This is a genomic window from Haladaptatus sp. R4 (assembly GCF_001625445.1).
In the GTDB taxonomy this organism is placed as follows: domain Archaea; phylum Halobacteriota; class Halobacteria; order Halobacteriales; family Haladaptataceae; genus Haladaptatus.
The window spans coordinates 106,302-123,058 of sequence record NZ_LWHG01000030.1 but is presented as its reverse complement, the minus strand read 5'-3'; the positions used below and the strand labels follow the sequence as shown (position 1 = coordinate 123,058).

Sequence of the window (16,757 nt, the reverse complement as noted above, 5' to 3'; positions counted from 1 at the left end):
GCGTCTCAAAGTCGACATCGTCGAGAACGGCGATGTGGGTTTGAGAGAAGTCGTAGACAACGTCGGCCATCAGCATCCCCCAGGCGGAGAAAACCGAAGGTGCCTGGGGGACGAGCACTTCACCAGCACCAATCTCGCGTGCGAGCAGAGGGACGAACATAGGTCCAGCACCGCCGTAGGCGACCATCGAGAAGTCGCGCGGGTCAAGGCCTTTTTCAACGGTTATCTCACGGATCGCGCCCACGGTATTCGCGAGCGCGACATCGAAGACACCCTTGCTGGCCTCGTCGACAGACATGTCGAGTGGCGTTGCGAGTTTCTCTTCGATGCCATTGAGTGCGGCTTCCGCGGCGGTGTCCATTTCGCCGCCGAGGAAGTCAGCCGGGTCGAGGAAGCCGAGTGCCAGCGCTGCATCAGTGACGGTGGGTTCGGTTCCGCCATTATCATAGCAGATTGGGCCGGGATCTGCACCCGCGCTCTCAGGACCGACCTTGAGGAGATCGCCATCAATCCATGCGACGGACCCGCCGCCCGCACCGATTGTCCGAATATCGTAGACCGGAATCATCATCGGTTGGTGTTCAAGTGAGGAGTCATACTTCACGACGGGAGATCCGTCCTCAACGACGGCAGCGTCGAGGCTTGTCCCACCCATGTCGACGGTGATGAGATTATCACGGTTGGTACCATCACCGACGTGGGACGCACCAATGAGACCGCCAGCGGGGCCGGAGAGAATCGTGTGGACTGGCGCAGTCTTTGCACTCTCAGCAGTGAGTGTTCCCCCGCCTGATCGCGTGATGAAAAACGAGCCATCGAAGCCGCTCTCTGTGAGCGCGCTGTCGAGGGTGTCGACGTAGTTCTCAAAAATCGGCTTGATGTAGCTGTCGAGAACGGCAGTACTGGTACGCTCGTATTCCCGGTATTCGCCGCTGATGTCGCTTGAAACGGACACACTGATATCCGGGTGTGTATCTTGGACGATGTCAGCGGCGGCACGTTCGTGTTGGTCGTTCTGATAGGAGTGCAGGAAACAGATTGCGATGGATTCGACGCTCTGTTCTTCAACGAGGTACTCGGCAGCGTCGCGAACGGCGTCAATGTCAAGTTCTTCGACAACCACTCCCTGCGCATTGAGGCGGCCGGGTACGCCGACGCGGCGACGCCGAGGGACCATGGACTCTGGTTTCTGGTAGTTGATGTCGTACATCGATGGCCGTTCGAGGTTGGTACGGCCAATTTCGTAGACGTCGGCGAACCCTTCGTTTGTGATGATACCGGTGGTTGCACCATCTCGTTCGAGAACGGCGTTAAGGCCAAGCGTTGTCCCATGGACAAACGCACTGGTGTGTTCTATTTCTGCTTGGACTTTGTCGATTGACTGCAGCACCCCTTCGGAAGGTTGGTCTGGCGTGGTTGGTGCTTTCTCGAGAGCTATTTCTCGGGTTTCTCGATTGAAGGTAATAGCATCGACGAATGTCCCGCCAATGTCTACCGCCACTCTTTGCGTGTTGATATCTTGACTCACGATCTATCCATTTCGTGCACTGGTATAAATCAGTTTCTCGCTAGCAACCGATTCGTTCGTACTACCAAACTATACGAGCGTTTTCTAGAGTAAGAACAACGTATTGTTGTCTACTGGTGACGAAACGGGGGATTTATGCGGAGTGTTTAAGACCCTGTGGGTCGGTTATGATACCATGATTCGAGATATTGATGACCAATTTGATCGCTGGTCATTCCTAAAATACGGGATTATTGCCCGTATTGGGACTATCTTCGTCGGTTGCACAGGGAATCAATCACCAGAAACCACGAGTGACAATTCAACCGATAGTACCGAAAAGTCAGGAGGTGCCAATACTTCGTCAACCGAGTTCAGGTATGGAACAACAATTTCGCCGAGTTGGTTTGACCCGCTGAAGGGCTCAGACAACATCGAGACTGACCTCTTCCCGAACCGATTGTCGGCCGGACATTTCCCCGGCGTCTATGCGACAATCGTCAGTGGCCACGATGAACGACGAGATGAGGACTTCCTCAACGATTATATCACGATGGAAACGGCACGCAACGTCTATGGCGTCGTATTGACTAACGACAGAACGATCGGCGACGAAGCCACAATAGATGGAGACACGATCCAATGAGCGACATTGAACTCACAAACCTCGACGATGTATGGGATGAGAGCACGGGAACCCCACTCACACTCTTTGAAACGACCGACCCTAAATCACAGACTGGATCGTACGTCATCCAACCCGGCGAACGTGCCCCGGAGGAGGGATGGACGTCTCATGAGAGTGATGAGATCTCCGTTATTCTAGATGGGGAGATCACTCTCACGACCACAGAGGGCGAATACACAGTCGGTTCTGGGACACTTTCGGTCATCTCGGCTGGTACCAAACACTATAGTGTCAATGAGACCGATATGCCGGTAAAACTCGTCTATACCACCCTTGGCGGCCTATAGACGACTTCACGAGTAATTTTTCCAGAGTAGTTTCCACTATCTGTCTGTTATCGTCTTGTGCCACGCCTTATGCGTCTTCGTGACCGGGATTGTCTCATAGTCTGCGACGGCGTCGTGAGCCTGTAGTTGTGAGCGGAGATATGTATTTATGTCCGCGAGCGAGGCGTTCCATACCCGCAACAAGAGGTCGTATTTTCCCATGTATTCATCGATCTCGTAGATGAGTTCTTCTTTCTGTATTTCAGCAAGGAAGGCATCAAGGTCATCGCTGCTGATTCGAGCGTCGAGGGTTACGAACACGTCTGCGTACGCGAAATCGGCTTGTTGGAGAACGAGGACTCCCAGAACGTCAATGATCCCATCCTCCTCGAGTTTCTTTCGTCGACGGCGTGCGGCTGTTCGTGAGAGTCCAACTAGTTCTCCGAGCTCGGTATCAGAGATCCGACCATCTTCGTTCAGTGCTTTGTATATTGAGTAGTCAGTTTCGTCGAGGTGCTCTCGGAGTAGTCGTTTGACAGTGTCGTCCCCCTGCCAATCATCAGTAAGAGGGTCCTGGTCTTGTGGCATTTGTCTTTGGATCCATTGTCCGGTGAGGTGTAGTTTCCGATTAACCGATGGCATGAGTTCAGGTGGCGTCCACGTCTAGCACGTAACAACGATGCCGTCGTAGGTCTTTGTGTATCACTCAAGTTCAAGAAGTCCCAGGCTGATTTCATTGCTACAAGGTGTCTATTTTCCAGTGTCTTTTGATGTGTCATTCAGGCCTCGTGATGTGTATTCGGTGGTGTCTCAAAGAATGGTGGCCGGCATTCGAGGCTTCTGCAACGAGATTCGGTGAATCGTCATCAACACTCTCTTCGGTTTCGTAATTCCGATCGTGAGCAGGTATCTTCGAGCCGCTTATCAGTTGTAAAGATTCTCGATGAAGCGGAAGGCGTTCACGAAGGTCACTGCATCGCTATACCCGTGCGATGTAAGTACGGTTTCGGCACCTTCCCCTGCAGCGATGTCGGTCGTGTAAATGTATACATGTGCAGCCACCCCTGTGCTGAGATGTTGTGCTGCGAGTGCGGCAAGCGCAGCATCTGCTCGTTCGACTTCATCAGCGGGTCGGTCATCAGCATTTGCGATGTATCACTGGACGCCATCCATTGCTTGCGATACGACTGAAATCGTATAGTCAAGTGGATCGGCAATCTGTGCCCATCCCTCTTCGATTGCTGTCTCAATTGGTGGTCTCGTGGTTTCGCCGGTAGTTCCTGCAATCTCCTCATAGACTCGCTCCGGGAGGAGAAACACAATGTCATTTTTGCGGGAAAACGCTCTCATCTTCTGATAGCGACTGTTTGTGGGCTTTCCGAGAGCGATGAACATTCCCGAGTCGGCGATATGAATGTCGCTCACGTGTCGTCAGATGTTTCCGTAGTTTGCTCGTCATCTAGCCCAAGATCAGGTCTGACCGCACCGGATTCTTCGATGTTGATGTGATCGTGAACGACCGGGCGAAGGGCCTGGAGAATAATCTCTGCAGCGAGGGACGAGATATCCAAGTCACGGGCCATCAGCCGATGGGTTACCTCACCGCGCTCACGTGCAACCGTATACGTGAGTGCTGTTGCGAGACCCTCAACGCCGTGGCGAGCGATGTATGTCTCGATATCGTCATTGGTAGATTGGCGACTCACGGCGTCCACCAACATCGGGGTAATCGTATACTCACGCGTTCCATCTCCAGCCGAGACAGTGAGGTCGATCGTGTGAGCAACATAGGTTCGCGGTTGTTCGTCGCCCGTTGCTTTGATAACACCCGCATCGGCCAGCCGCTTCACGTACGTATAGGCCGTTCCTTGTGGGAGGTCCAAGACATCCATGAGTTCTTGAACGGTTGCTGGACCCTGTCGGGTAAGGTAGGCGTATAGTTGGGCTAACCGTGGCTCTTCGAGGAGGCCTGCAACCGAGAGAAAATCTCGAATGACATCGCCATTGGCGTGGGATGCAGTGTGTGACATTGGTGTTGGCGCTGTTTACAACTTACAGATAATCTGTAAAGAGTGTTTGGATTGTCCAGGTCGTCAGCCAGGAGCATCCTCTGGAATCCGCTACTGAACGCATATCGACGAGAGAGCCATCACCAATACAGACGGGTGGATATCCCCTCAAGATTCGCTCGAACATGTCCAAAGCCGGGTTGTCCTCGTTCCGTGTTCGTGCAGTCCCAAAGTGATAGTGAAGACCCGAGCGGGTGCACTCATAACGAGCTGACCGATCAGTGAGCGTGTGAGGAGAAAGGGTGAAAGTGATTGAACGCAAATGTGGCTTCGACGTCGTTTTCGGTCACCGGCCGCTCGTTGCAGATCGTTCCTGAATTGTTAGTGAGGACACCGACTCGATCGTGACGGCGTTCGAACTCGGTCTGAGACACTGATCGAATATGTTCGAGTGAACCTCCACAATACGTGCCTCCCTACTATATCCTGTGGTCTAACAATGCAACGCCAACCAAATTCAACCGAAACCGGCTCCAGTCCAGCATTTGCTATCGAAGCAACGAACCTTGGAGTGACTTATTCGAATGGCACCGAAGCGGTCAAAGACGTCTCACTCGAGATTCCGAAAGGCGAATTTTTCGGCTTTCTCGGAGCAAACGGAGCTGGCAAAACAACGACGATCAAGATGCTCACAACGCTGCTTCGACCGACCACTGGACAGATCAGCGTCAATGGATATAACGCTGAGACGGATCCTCGGTCAGTTCGCGAGTCGATTGGGTATATGGCACAAGAAACGAGTATCGACCCGGTGCTCACCGTCCGGGAGAACCTCAACTTCGCCTGCCGTGCCTACGGTGTCCCGAGTGCCAAGCGGGGTGCCCGGATTGACGACCTTCTCGAACTCGTCGGGCTCGAATCCAAGACGGCCGACAGCGCGGGGATGCTCTCTGGTGGACAGAAAAAGCGCCTTGACGTTGCGATGACGCTGGTTCACCACCCCCCGATCGTCTTCCTTGATGAACCGACGACCGGACTCGATCCGGCAGCGCGTAATCGGCTCTGGGAGTACTTCCGTGAGATCAATCGGCAGGGAACGACCGTTTTCCTCACGACCCAGTACCTCGAGGAAGCCGATGCGCTCTGTTCCGACCTCGCGCTCATTCTCGATGGGGAAATCGTCGCGACCGGTTCGCCGGCCGAACTCAAAGCCCAGGTAGGTGGCGATGTTCTCGAAATCTCCCTCGACGACCCAAGCGAGACAGCTGTCGAACACGCCAGAGCGATTATCGAGGATTCTGAGGTGGTGGCTTGGGACGAGATCGAGAGTATTCAGCCGACTGAAGACGGATTTAGTGTCACTGCCACTCATGCTCGCCGGATTGGGACCACCCTCCTCGTGCGGCTCACGAAGGCAGGCGTGACTATCACGGGATTCAATATCCGGTCACCGACGCTCGACGATGTCTTCCTGACACTGGCAGGCGAGTCGAAAAACGACGCTGCGGACAGGGAAATCCAACCGAACGGGTACCAAATGGAGGCACGAGAATGACCACTACTACAACCACGACCAAACAGCCCAAGAGAGAATACCAACGACGCCCAGAGAAAACGAGCGGCAACAACTTTCTCGGTGATGTCTGGACGAACTTCCTGCGCTGGAATTTGAAGAAGGTGCGCGAACCGTTCGTGCTCGTCTTCGCATTAGTGCAGCCGATAATCTTCCTCGTGCTGTTCAGCCAAGTGTTCGGGAAACTCGCGGGGCGGGCTGTGCCGGGCGGCGACTATCTCGCGTACCTCGTCCCGGCGATTGTTATCCAAGTCGCGCTTATCACAGCGGCTGGTTCCGGGACGGGATTCGTCCAAGATATCGAGTCTGGAATGTTCGAGAAAACGCTCGCGTCGCCGATGAGCCGCACGGCCGTCTTCACTGGCAAGGTCCTCTCAGATCTCCTGTTGATCCTGGTGCCGACGCTGATCATGCTGGGACTCGGGTACGTCTTAGGCACATCGGTGACGACCGGCCTGCTCGGTGTCGTCGGCATCCTCGTCGTGGCGCTCGTGTTCTCGGTGTGGTTCATGGCGTTTTCGAACGTCCTGGGTATCGTGACTGGCGACGTCTCAGTGACGGGCATCGCAACGAACCTCATTCAGTTCCCACTGTTGTTCGCGAGTACCGCGTTCGTCCCGGTCGACGCACTGCCCGGTTGGCTTCAGGTCGTGAGTTCGATGAACCCTGTTACCTATGGGGTAGACGCCGCCCGAGCGATCATGCTCTCCGGATGGACGTGGGGCATCATCGGTCAGTCGCTCGTCGTGCTCGTCGCCCTCGATCTGCTGTTCGGGGCAATCGCGGTGTACTTTCTCGGCCGGGCGTCGAGTTCAGCCGCTCGGTAACTGCGCGGCAGTCCTGAAACGCTCGATTCGTCATCTATACTAACGGTTCGCAGCACCATCTTTCTCGATCATTGAGCGTTGGTTAGAACGTATTCGAGCAGAGAATCATTACTGCTGCGCACGTTCTCTCCGGTATGGACACGTCAACGACCGAAACGGGGACGAACGCAATCAACTCACAGCGTTCCTTCGAAGAATGTCGGGGCAACGAACTGCAACTCAGGGTTACGATGTGGACTAACGGGTTTACCGTGATGTGATTAGCCGTCTGCTCACATTATTTTGTTCTCGGTGATGACGATATCACGCTCTTGCAGCTCGTCGATGAACTGCTTGGGGTCTAGTACTTGTTCGGGTGGCTTTGCACCGGTTTGGAGTGCTTCGCCACGGCCAACTAGCTCTGCTGCGATACCCATCGGTACACCGGTCCACACTGCGGTGGCTTTTAGTCCCCAATCGTCGAGACGTGACTCTACGACCACAGAATACTGATACTGAGCATCTTCACCGTCTTCTTTGCCAGTGACATCTACTCGGAACGATTTCCACTCTTCGACTGCGCCGGGTTTCGGTTGTTGGTCGAGATGCCAATCGAGGAATTCGCGAGGGGTGAACGTTGCATTCTTGAATTCGACTTCCTTCTCGCTGGTGAGATTCAGTCCGATGAGCACGTCACAGATGTTTACTAAGTCGGGAGAGAACGCGACGCGGAAATCGACGGTCTCGACGCCGTCGAATGTGTAGGGCATCGTCGCTAACTCGGAGTGGATACTGTGAAATCCTTCGACTTCGCCGATGGGGTCCGGCATGGTATAGGTCTCCCGCCCCGAGAGTGGTTCGAGTTCCACGAATTCTCCATCTTCGAAGACGACCGGATTCATTGTGAGCTCGTCCAAGATCGTCTTTGCGGAATATGCGAATCCTTCACCACCACCCTTCGCACCAGTTCGGATATGAACCTCATCGACCTGGTCGAGATGACTTGCACCCATCGCAGCCGCGACGTTCGTTAATCCTGGGCTGGCGCCAATACCGAGAACTGCAGTGAGCTCCGCTTCATCGAATGCCTCGTCGAGTTCGAGTTGCTCCTGAGTTTTATGATAGAGTCCACCGAGGTCAAGATAATGTGCGTCCGCTTCTAAACACGCTTCCATCACGTCGATGTTGAACGCATACGGAAGCGCATTCGCGACGACATCCGCCTCGGTCAGCACGCCGACGAGGTGGTCGTGATTAGTCACATCGACTTTCTCGGTCTCGACTTCTCCAGGAAGGTCCGCAGCGAGTTCCCTTGCAGTGTCGATATCCGCGTCTGCGATCGTCAGTTCGGTGTCTGTTCTCCCTGCGAGCTCGTAGGACGTCGCCCGTCCCATTGCACCACAGCCGCCGAGTGTTACGACATTCATGTTAGTAATCCTTGTAGTTCATCATAACCGCCTTCGTTTGCGTCATCGATTCGAGGTGCCACTTGCTCCCATACCGACCACCGGAGCCGCTATTTCCATACCCGCCGAACGGAAGCAACCGCTCCCAATAATTGTTGGTTTCATTGACGAACACACCGCCCGCCTTCAGACGGTTCGCGGCATCGTGAGCGCGTTCAAGCGAATCGGTGAAGATTGCGGCTTGGAGACCGTACGGTGAACGATTGGCGACTTCGATAGCTTCCTTGTAGTCGTCGACGCGAATCACGGGAGAAACCGGTCCGAACGTCTCCTCTGTAGCGATATCCATCTCTTCAGTCACATCGTCCAACACCGTAGGGGTGTAGAACAGGCCGTCAGTGTCACCACCAGCCAAGAGTTGGGCTCCTTGGTGTACCGCGCTGTCGACGTGGTCTTTGACCTTCTGTTGAATCCGCTCGCTCACCATCGGTCCCATGTCTGTCCCCTCCTCAAAGGGGTCGCCTAACGTGAGGGCCTCCGTTTTCTCTACGACGGCTTCGACCAACGCATCGTGAACGCCTTCGGTCGTGATGATACGCTCGGTCCCACAGCACACCTGCCCTGCGTTCCAGTTGCTCCCCACAACGATACTCTCAGCGGCGTGATCCACATCGGCGTCGTCGAGGACGAGAATCGGATCCTTTCCGCCCATCTCCAGCAGGCACTGAGCGTTGCGCTCTGCGGCGGTCTTGGCGATTTGTTGCCCAACTTCGGTACTACCGGTAAATGCGATGAGTCGAATGTCTTGGTGTCCGACCAATTCTGCACCGGTTTCGCCCGCCCCCGTGATGAGATTGAAAGCGCCGTTAGGAAGGCTCGACTGGTCGAACGCCTCCGCGATGTGGTAGGCGGTCAGCGGTGTTTCCTCGGCGGGCTTGAACACGACCGGATTCGCGGTGGCAATGGCCGAATAAATGCTTCCACCGGGAACTTCGAGGGGGAAGTTCCACGGGCTAATGACCGCACACGGACCGTACGGCTCACGTTGCGTGTATGCAAATCGTCCCCTGAACTCCGATGGGACGACGTCGCCGAACAACCGGATCGCATCGTGTCCGTAGTCATCACTCGATTCGATGACGTATTCGGTCTCCTCGTAGGATTCGTGGAGTGGTTTACCCTCTTCGCGCGTGATGAGTTCGGCGATTTCGTCCTCGTGTGCTTCGAAGTAATCGGTTACCTCGTCGAGCACCGCCGCACGTTCGAACGCGGTCATCTCCTCGAGTTCGCGTTCCGCACGGCGGGCGGCATCGACTGCCGTTCGTACATCCTGTACGGATGCACTGGGGACGGTATCGATGACCTCCCCCGTAACCGGTGAATCGACGTCGATGCCCTCGTTGGACGCGGCGTCGACCCACTCTCCATCGATGTATAGCTGTCTCATGCGTGAGTCACTCTATCAAATGGCCACATGCACCAAAAATCTTTCCGGAATGGAGAGTCTATAGCGGAAAGATTTCGGAATTGTGGGTGCGGTTCCGAATTCATTGTTCGAAAAAGCTCCTCGCCTCACAACGATCACAAAAGTACGATCGTTCCACCGATACCGCTCAGAACGTTGGATCTTCGAGAGCGAGGTGAACGGATTTACTCTGTGTGTATTCCGTGAGCGCCTCTTTTCCACACTCCCGACCGATACCGGATTGTTTGAAGCCACCGAACGGCGTTCCGGGGACGGTACCGAAGTACTGATTCACCCAGATGCTTCCTGCCGCGATTTCTGCGGCCGCTCGATGCGCCCGGGAGGCGTTCTGTGTGAATACTCCTGCGGTGAGACCGTAGGTCACGTCGTTTGCAATCTCGATAGCCTCCTCATACGACGAAAACTCGAGAACGAATTGGACCGGTCCGAACACCTCTTCCTGTGCGATTCTCATCTCAGGGTCAACGTCCCCGAAGACGGTCGGTTCGAAGTAGTAGCCGTCATTGAGTTCATCATCATCCGGACGGTTTCCTCCGGTAAGGATCGTTGCTCCTTCCTCTCGACCGAGTTCGACGTACTTCTCTACCTTCTCCCGATGGTCCGCATAGCAGAGCGGTCCTTGGTTCGCGCCTTGGAGGGGATCGCCGATGGTTCGAGCTTCGACAGCGTCGAGGTAGTAGTCGAGGAACTCATCTTTTATCTCTCGATGGACGAGGAGACGGGTCCCCGAATCGCACGATTGGCCGTTGTTATAGAGCCCCGCAACGGCTGCTGTCCGTGCAGCCGCTTCCACATCAGCGTCGGGGAACACCACAAAGGGATTTTTCCCGCCCAGCTCTAGCGTGACGGGTGTGACGTCGTCCGAAGCCGCCCGCATGACTTCTTGACCCACGGGTACCGAGCCGGTGAATGACACTTTTCGAATGCCATCGTGGCTGGCGACGGCCGCACGGCTTCGTCACCGAATCCGGGAACGACGTTCAATACGCCATCGGGAAGAATACCTTGTGCGAGTTGAGCCGCTCGAATTACTGCGAGCGGTGCTTGCTCTGCGGGTTTCGTCACCGACGTATTCCCCGCCGCGAGGGAAGCACCGACCTTCCAGCCCATCAATAGAACAGGATAGTTCCACGGGAGGATTTGGCCGGTTACGCCGTAGGGCTCTCGACTAACGTACGCGAATGAGTCGTCGCCGACGGGCGGTACCGATCCTTCCTCTCCAACAGCCGCTGCGGCATAGTACTCGAAGAAATCGAGGCCCGTCTCGATGTCGGCACGGGCGGATGAAAGCGGTTTTCCGACCTCGAGTGTTTCGAGGAGTGCGAGGTCATCGAGGTGGTCGCGAAGGACTGCCGTCCATTCTCGGATGATATCACCGCGTTCCAATGGTGTTGTATCACCCCATTCCCCCTCGTACGCCTCGGTGGCGGCCCCTACCGCGGCATCGACATCTGCATCTCGACCGCGTGCCACTTCCGCGATCGGTGCCGCGATTGCCGGGTCGGCCGGCTGAAACGTCTCTTCGGCTGCCGTGTGGCTGGTTTCGCCGTCAACGATGATGCCGAACGTTACGCCGTCGGTTGCGTTTTCAATGGCCGATTCGTGATTTGCTCTAAGTGAGTCAGTATACTCTGTCATTGGATGCTGATCTGCTTTCGATGATTGTTCTGCTGGCGGGTGTGTTATCTCGTCAACACGACCGCATTATCTGCCGACCACCCGACCGTCACGGTTTCCCCGGTCGAGAGATATTCACTACGGTCGGTTATTTGCATATCCATGGTAAGCTCTTGGCCGTTCGAGAGCTCTACGACGAACTTGCCTAGATTGCCTTTGTAAATCTCTTCGTTCACTTTCCCCTCAAAGGAGTTGTCCAGTTCACGAGCATCCGTGCCGAGACGGATCTTCTCTGGTCGAACTGCGAACGAAACGGTTCCCTCGGCGTCGGGATTACGCGGTACTCTAAACGAAAGGCCATTACGCTCGATGACTGCGCCGTTCGCCGTCTCCTCGTAACTTCCCCTGATGAGGTTCGTTTCTCCGATGAAGTCCGCGACGAACTCCGTCTCGGGCTCCTCATAAATCTCCGTTGCAGACCCCAACTGTTCGAGATGACCGTCGTTCATCACGGCGATTTCGTCGCTCATCGTCAGTGCCTCCTCCTGGTCGTGTGTCACATAGACGAATGTGGTGTCCAACTCTTCTTGGAGGTTCTTTAGCTCGACCTGCATGTTCTTTCGGAGCTTCAAATCGAGCGCACCGAGCGGCTCGTCGAGCAATAATACCGTCGGTTGGGTAACCAATGCACGGGCGAGGGCGACACGCTGTTGTTGCCCACCGGAAAGTTCGCTTATCTTCCGATCCTGATATTCGGGGAGTTCGACCAGTTCGAGTGCTTCTGCAACCCGAGCGTCGACTTCTTCGCTCCCGGTCCGTTTGAGAAGCCGCTTGAAAGATGTGCTGAGACTACTATTCGACGTGGATCCACCGTCCGTCGACCGGGTTTCGCCCGATGGTAGTCCCTGCATCTCGAGTCCGAACGCGACGTTCTCCCCCACCGTCATATGGGGGAACAAGGCGTACGATTGGAACACCATACTCGTATCGCGTTCGAACGGCGGGATGCCATTGACCCGTTGCCCGCGAATATACACGTCACCCTTGGTAGGGGTCTCGAATCCGTCGATACAGCGTAATAACGTCGTTTTTCCGCATCCCGACGGTCCAAGGAGGGTGAGAAACTTCCCCGATTCGATGTCGAGGCTCACGTCGTTGACCGCAACGACATCATCGAATCGCTTGGTGATTCCGTCGAGTCGCACATCGTATTCCGTCATGTTATGCGTTCTTGATTTCGGTCCAGGCCTCGTTGTATTTCGTCGTCGCCTGACCGATGTTTCGTATGTATTCGAGTTTCTTCATCGTCTTTGAATCGGGGTAGATGCTCTTGTTGTTCAGGATGTCTTTGTTGATGTTCTTCTCGGCCGCTTTGTTCGGACTTCCGTAGTAGGTGTAGTTCGTGATGCGTGCGCCGATTTTTGCGTTGAGATAGTAGTTGATGAACGCGTACGCTGCGTTCGGGTGGTTCGCGTCCTTGGTGACCGCTCCGTTATCGACCCAGATGACTCCTCCCTCCTTCGGAACTGTATAGCCGATGGGTGACGATCCATTCTTATTCGTCTCCCAATATGCCTGAAACACCCCACCGGACCAGCCGTGTACGGGGCTCGCCTGCTTGTTGATCAGGTTGGTCGTGAAGTTCGACGAATCGTACGTCTTTAGCAGTTTCTTCTGCTTAATCAACGTCTGTTTTGCCTCGTTGATCTTCTTCTCGTCTTTTGTATTCAACGAGTAGCCAAGGCGTTTCAGAGCGGCGCCAATGGTCTCCCGCATATCGTTGAGCATCGTCATTTGCCCTTTCCACTTTGTGTTCCACATCGCGTCCCACGAATCAATTTTCACGTTTCCACCGAGCATCTGTTTGTTATATCCGATGCCGGACGTCCCCCACTGGTACGGAGCAGAGTAAGTTCCGGGATTTGGATCGTACGGCGTGTCCGTGAACTTCTTGTCGAGGTTGCTATAGTTAGGAATCTTTTGTTTGTCAAATTTCCGTATCATCCCCTGTTTGACGAGGACGTTGATCATATAGTCGCTCGGGAAGATGAGGTCGTACTGGCTGGTTCCACCGGCCTTGAGTTTGTTGAACATCTCCTCGTTGGAGGCGTAGTTCGAGACGTTGACCTTCACCCCGTAGGCCTTCTCGAAGTCCTGAACGGTACCGTCCGGCCAATAATCTCCCCACTGGAAGATGTTTAGCTGATCCTCCACCTTGTAATCGAGTTTCTTCAGTCCGTACTTTTTCCTGAGTTTGGAGCTTCCAGCGGACGCTCCCTTCGACGAAGAGGAACTCGTCGTACTGGACTGACCACCGTTCTGATCGTTCCCGCTCGAACACCCGGCGAGACCGGTGAGTCCGACCGTCGCCAGCGTCCCCGTCGTCTTGAGAAATCGTCGTCTGCCATCCCGAGGGTTACCATGCTTGTCCATGTGTATCACACCGATTCTTTTTGGTAAAATGGGCCTACGTGACATAAAGATTGGGGAATTGAAGCTATAATCCCGAATCTTTTTCTACCAGATCGGCCCTTCGAACCACTGGGCGACCGCGACCACCGCCATCGTGACGACGATTATGAGCGCAGCGATGACGTTGACCCCGGGCGTGATTCCCTGCCGAACCATCGAGAAGAAGAAAATCGGAAGGGTGTTCTGATTACCGATAATGAAGAAAGTAACCACGAAGTCGTCGAAGCTCATGGCGAACGCGAGTAGCGCACCGGCCATGATTCCGGGTTTGATAAGTGGTAAGGTGACATACCGGAATGTCTCCAACTCGTTTGCCCCCAAGTCTTTGGCTGCCTCTTCCAAGGTGTGATTGAAACTCTGCAGTCGAGCGAGCACGACGATAGCGACGAAGCTAATGTCGAAAGCGATGTGACCGATCATTGCCGTGTGGAGTCCCAGCGTCATTCCCACGATATTGAAGAAGAGCAGCAGCGAGATTCCCATCACGATGCTCGGAATGATGATCGGCATATAGACGAGCCCCGTAAATAACCCCTTTCCGGGGAACTCGTACCGATCGAGGGCGAACGCCAGCATCGTTCCAAATACGGTGCTCACGATGACGGTGACGAGTGCGATTTCGACCGAATGGACAAGGGCTGTGAACGCAGCGTGGGGATTAACGCGAGCGACGGTTTGACCCGCAAGCAGGGACTGATACCACTTCGTCGTGAATCCTTGCCACACTAACGCATATCGCGAGTTGTTGAACGACAAGGAGATGAGCACGGCGATCGGGACGTAGAGAAAGAGATAGAAGAGCAAGGTTTCGACGGCGAGTATCGACCCACCGTTTCGAAAGAGCCGTGTCCGAATTCGGGAGACCCAGGTACGCTGTGGGGATTCCGTATTCATACCAGGTCAGCGCTCCCGTATCGCTGGTAGATCGCAATCGCAACCAGCATGATTCCCATTAGCGTGAACGACCCGGCCGCTCCAAGCGGCCAGTTTCCTGCTGCGCCGAACTGCTCCGCGATGAAGTTCCCGATCATCTGACTATCCGTCCCACCGAGTAGGTCGGGGATGACGTACGCTCCCGTGCTCGGAATGAAAACCAATAGGCTTCCCGCCACTACCCCCGGCATCGATAACGGAAAGACGACCCGTCGAAACGCCTGAAATCGATTCGCACCGAGATCCATCGCCGCTTCTCGAAGGGTAAAATCGATTTCCTCCAAACTCGCGTAGACGGGAAGGATCATGAACGGGATCCAGATATACACTAATCCCACCATGACCGCAAATCGTGAGTTCATCAACGACTGTCCCGGGGAGATGAAGGGAAGAAGCCCCAACGCGTTCATCAGAACGCTATTTCCTGATAACAATATTTGGATCGCATAGATTCGAACCAAGAACGACGCCCAAAACGGGAGGATAATTAACACTAAGAGCAGGTCTTGATACTCTTCGGGCGCCAGACGACCGACATAGTATGCAACGGGATAGCCGATGACAAACGATGCCACCGTCGCGATAATTCCGAAGCCGATGCTCTTCAACGTTAACTGAACGTACGGCGTCGGCTCTCCCGACGCGAGATGGAGAGTCACTGGGATAATGGCGTCGATCACCCATGCGATGGTATACCAAATACTGTCCACTATGGACGCACCATCGGGGATGAAAAACTGGGCGTACTGTTGCAAACCGAGATAGTCCGGCCCGATAAGTACCTCACCAAACGCTCCCCGTTGACCGAAGCTATAGTAGAACATCACGGCCAGCGGAATGAAGAAGAACGTGATCAGCCAGAACGTGCTCGGGAGCATGTTCACGACTAACCCAGCCCAGCGATTCCCCCGCAACTGACGGAGGAGTCCTGACCGTGTCTTAACCTCTTGATCCCGTGTTGGTGTTTCACTTGCCATGCGTTTACGTGTCACACCATCACGGCCAAACAAAATAAGTTTTGTTCTAATGAGTGTCTTTCCCGATCATTTCTCGTACCAAACACCGAATTTCGGATAAAGTTTTTGTCTCTCTGTTCCATAGCTCAGTAAGCAAATGGACATCAGCGAGACGTTCGACATCGCATTGTGTCAGTACGAACTTTGCGGTGTAGAGTCGCTTAGCGTACTTTTGGAACACGTTGGAGCCTATTTTGACCGGGCAGGTGACGCTGATCTATACGTCCTTCCGGAGTTGTTCTTGAGCGACTATCTCGAAGGAAGGGAGGAAGGCGACTCGATTGCGACTCTCACTTCCAAGGAAGAAGCACGATTTCATGACTTTCTTACCGCTGCTGCGGACCGTCGTCACGCGGTGGTCGTCGGTGGCTCGTACAACGTCCTTGATGATGGTCAGATCTACAACCGATGTGCAATCGGCACTCCCGATTCGAGTGTTCACACCTACGATAAGACCCACCTCATTCCGGAGGAACGCCAGCGTGGGAAACGAGCCGGTGAGGAACTTCCGCCAGTCGTCGAACACGACGACGTCGGTATCGGCATCGCCATCTGTTACGATGTCGAATTTCCAAACGTCGTGCGAAGTCTCGCAGATCGCGGTGCGGAAATCATTGCCGTTCCGTCGTGGACGGCCAACGAAGCGGGATACCAGCGCGTTAGTCGCTGTGCTGCAGCCCGTGCAGTGGAGAATCAATCGTATATCGCACACGTTAGCATCGTCGGCACGAAACCCAACGTAGAGTTGACAGGTACCGGACGGTCGGCAGTGTATTCGCCGTGTGACGACATCGTTGGATCGCACGGAACACAGCTCTCATTACCACGAGATAAGGGTGCAGCGGCTACGTGCTCGGTCGATATCGCTGATCTCCGTGAATCACGGACGAATGCTGAAGTCCAACCATACACAGATTCGAACCGATGACAGAGCAAAGCTACAAGCAACAAAACAGAACGAATAGGAGACCGTAACAA

14 protein-coding genes and 3 pseudogenes are annotated in these 16,757 nt (G+C 54.6%); 6 read left to right on the top strand and 11 right to left on the bottom strand.

Features of this window, described 5'->3' with window-relative positions; genetic code table 11:
* Positions 1 to 112 precede the first annotated feature (112 nt).
* Positions 113 to 1,501, bottom strand: a pseudogene (locus A4G99_RS20130) (hydantoinase/oxoprolinase family protein); the annotation flags it as partial.
* Between the two features lie 202 nt (positions 1,502 to 1,703).
* On the opposite strand from A4G99_RS20130, the gene A4G99_RS20125 reads away from it, so the two are divergent.
* Together A4G99_RS20125 and A4G99_RS20120 are read left to right on the top strand one after the other, a co-directional pair.
* Positions 1,704 to 2,153, top strand: coding sequence for a hypothetical protein (locus tag A4G99_RS20125; protein WP_150123180.1), 450 nt, complete (start codon positions 1,704 to 1,706; stop codon positions 2,151 to 2,153).
* Positions 2,150 to 2,482, top strand: a complete 333-nt coding sequence (locus A4G99_RS20120) for a cupin domain-containing protein (protein ID WP_066147551.1) — start codon at positions 2,150 to 2,152, stop codon at positions 2,480 to 2,482. Before A4G99_RS20125 ends, A4G99_RS20120 begins: the two co-directional genes overlap by 4 nt.
* A gap of 36 nt (positions 2,483 to 2,518) precedes the next feature.
* Here the strand turns inward: A4G99_RS20120 and A4G99_RS20115 are convergent, their stop codons facing one another.
* From A4G99_RS20115 to A4G99_RS20105, 3 genes and pseudogenes are all read right to left on the bottom strand, one after another.
* Positions 2,519 to 3,049, bottom strand: coding sequence for an Lrp/AsnC family transcriptional regulator (locus tag A4G99_RS20115; RefSeq protein ID WP_066147549.1), 531 nt, complete (start codon positions 3,047 to 3,049; stop codon positions 2,519 to 2,521).
* Positions 3,050 to 3,385: 336 nt separating this feature from the next.
* Positions 3,386 to 3,886, bottom strand: a pseudogene (locus A4G99_RS20110) (hypothetical protein).
* Positions 3,883 to 4,491, bottom strand: coding sequence for a helix-turn-helix domain-containing protein (locus A4G99_RS20105; protein WP_066147548.1), 609 nt, complete (start codon positions 4,489 to 4,491; stop codon positions 3,883 to 3,885). The pseudogene A4G99_RS20110 and the gene A4G99_RS20105 overlap by 4 nt, the downstream one beginning before the upstream one ends.
* A gap of 478 nt (positions 4,492 to 4,969) precedes the next feature.
* Between A4G99_RS20105 and A4G99_RS20100 the strand changes: the two genes are divergently transcribed.
* The 3 genes from A4G99_RS20100 (at position 4,970) to A4G99_RS28975 (ending at position 7,130) form a co-directional block, all read left to right on the top strand.
* Entirely contained in the window at positions 4,970 to 6,025 is a 1,056-nt protein-coding gene (locus A4G99_RS20100) for an ATP-binding cassette domain-containing protein (RefSeq protein ID WP_066147545.1), read from the top strand.
* The gene (locus A4G99_RS20095) at positions 6,022 to 6,870 is read left to right on the top strand and encodes an ABC transporter permease (RefSeq protein ID WP_066147543.1); all 849 of its coding nucleotides are present in this window, start codon (positions 6,022 to 6,024) and stop codon (positions 6,868 to 6,870) included. Before A4G99_RS20100 ends, A4G99_RS20095 begins: the two co-directional genes overlap by 4 nt.
* A gap of 134 nt (positions 6,871 to 7,004) precedes the next feature.
* Complete coding sequence (locus A4G99_RS28975) at positions 7,005 to 7,130, top strand: hypothetical protein (protein ID WP_255359152.1); 126 nt, start codon at positions 7,005 to 7,007, stop codon at positions 7,128 to 7,130.
* A gap of 12 nt (positions 7,131 to 7,142) precedes the next feature.
* Here A4G99_RS28975 and A4G99_RS20090 read toward each other — a convergent pair whose 3' ends face one another.
* From A4G99_RS20090 to A4G99_RS20060, 7 genes and pseudogenes are all read right to left on the bottom strand, one after another.
* A complete protein-coding gene (locus A4G99_RS20090; protein ID WP_066147541.1) occupies positions 7,143 to 8,276 on the bottom strand; it encodes a saccharopine dehydrogenase family protein in 1,134 nt (377 codons plus the stop codon).
* A 1-nt stretch (position 8,277) separates the two neighbouring features.
* On the bottom strand, positions 8,278 to 9,702 hold the full coding sequence (locus A4G99_RS20085) for an aldehyde dehydrogenase (protein ID WP_066147539.1): 1,425 nt from the start codon (positions 9,700 to 9,702) through the stop codon (positions 8,278 to 8,280).
* A 166-nt stretch (positions 9,703 to 9,868) separates the two neighbouring features.
* Positions 9,869 to 11,379: pseudogene (locus tag A4G99_RS20080) on the bottom strand (aldehyde dehydrogenase family protein).
* Positions 11,380 to 11,423: 44 nt separating this feature from the next.
* Positions 11,424 to 12,578: an ABC transporter ATP-binding protein gene (locus A4G99_RS20075; protein ID WP_066147537.1), complete on the bottom strand. Its 1,155-nt coding sequence runs from the start codon at positions 12,576 to 12,578 to the stop codon at positions 11,424 to 11,426.
* Position 12,579: 1 nt separating this feature from the next.
* Positions 12,580 to 13,791 (bottom strand): spermidine/putrescine ABC transporter substrate-binding protein, encoded by a 1,212-nt coding sequence (locus A4G99_RS20070; protein WP_066147535.1) that lies wholly within the window; start codon positions 13,789 to 13,791, stop codon positions 12,580 to 12,582.
* A gap of 84 nt (positions 13,792 to 13,875) precedes the next feature.
* Positions 13,876 to 14,724, bottom strand: a complete 849-nt coding sequence (locus A4G99_RS20065; protein WP_082837953.1) for an ABC transporter permease — start codon at positions 14,722 to 14,724, stop codon at positions 13,876 to 13,878.
* Positions 14,721 to 15,641 carry an ABC transporter permease gene (locus A4G99_RS20060; protein ID WP_223302058.1) on the bottom strand — a complete coding sequence of 307 codons (921 nt, stop codon included), beginning with the start codon at positions 15,639 to 15,641 and terminating at the stop codon, positions 14,721 to 14,723. Before A4G99_RS20060 ends, A4G99_RS20065 begins: the two co-directional genes overlap by 4 nt.
* Positions 15,642 to 15,876: 235 nt before the next feature.
* On the opposite strand from A4G99_RS20060, the gene A4G99_RS20055 reads away from it, so the two are divergent.
* Positions 15,877 to 16,707, top strand: coding sequence for a nitrilase-related carbon-nitrogen hydrolase (locus A4G99_RS20055; protein ID WP_066147532.1), 831 nt, complete (start codon positions 15,877 to 15,879; stop codon positions 16,705 to 16,707).
* Positions 16,708 to 16,757 lie beyond the last annotated feature (50 nt).

Excerpts from the sequence above, each read along its gene's own strand:
- A4G99_RS28975 (WP_255359152.1), top strand. The coding sequence starts at position 7,005 with ATGGACACGTCAACGACCGAAACGGGGACGAACGCAATCAACTCACAG.
- A4G99_RS20100 (WP_066147545.1), top strand. The coding sequence starts at position 4,970 with ATGCAACGCCAACCAAATTCAACCGAAACCGGCTCCAGTCCAGCATTT.
- A4G99_RS20125 (WP_150123180.1), top strand. The coding sequence starts at position 1,704 with ATGATTCGAGATATTGATGACCAATTTGATCGCTGGTCATTCCTAAAA.
- A4G99_RS20060 (WP_223302058.1), bottom strand. The coding sequence starts at position 15,641 with ATGCTCCCGAGCACGTTCTGGCTGATCACGTTCTTCTTCATTCCGCTG.
- A4G99_RS20065 (WP_082837953.1), bottom strand. The coding sequence starts at position 14,724 with ATGAATACGGAATCCCCACAGCGTACCTGGGTCTCCCGAATTCGGACA.
- A4G99_RS20075 (WP_066147537.1), bottom strand. The coding sequence starts at position 12,578 with ATGACGGAATACGATGTGCGACTCGACGGAATCACCAAGCGATTCGAT.
- A4G99_RS20090 (WP_066147541.1), bottom strand. The coding sequence starts at position 8,276 with ATGAATGTCGTAACACTCGGCGGCTGTGGTGCAATGGGACGGGCGACG.
- A4G99_RS20085 (WP_066147539.1), bottom strand. The coding sequence starts at position 9,702 with ATGAGACAGCTATACATCGATGGAGAGTGGGTCGACGCCGCGTCCAAC.
- A4G99_RS20095 (WP_066147543.1), top strand. The coding sequence starts at position 6,022 with ATGACCACTACTACAACCACGACCAAACAGCCCAAGAGAGAATACCAA.
- A4G99_RS20120 (WP_066147551.1), top strand. The coding sequence starts at position 2,150 with ATGAGCGACATTGAACTCACAAACCTCGACGATGTATGGGATGAGAGC.
- A4G99_RS20115 (WP_066147549.1), bottom strand. The coding sequence starts at position 3,049 with ATGCCACAAGACCAGGACCCTCTTACTGATGATTGGCAGGGGGACGAC.
- A4G99_RS20105 (WP_066147548.1), bottom strand. The coding sequence starts at position 4,491 with ATGTCACACACTGCATCCCACGCCAATGGCGATGTCATTCGAGATTTT.
- A4G99_RS20070 (WP_066147535.1), bottom strand. The coding sequence starts at position 13,791 with ATGGACAAGCATGGTAACCCTCGGGATGGCAGACGACGATTTCTCAAG.
- A4G99_RS20055 (WP_066147532.1), top strand. The coding sequence starts at position 15,877 with ATGGACATCAGCGAGACGTTCGACATCGCATTGTGTCAGTACGAACTT.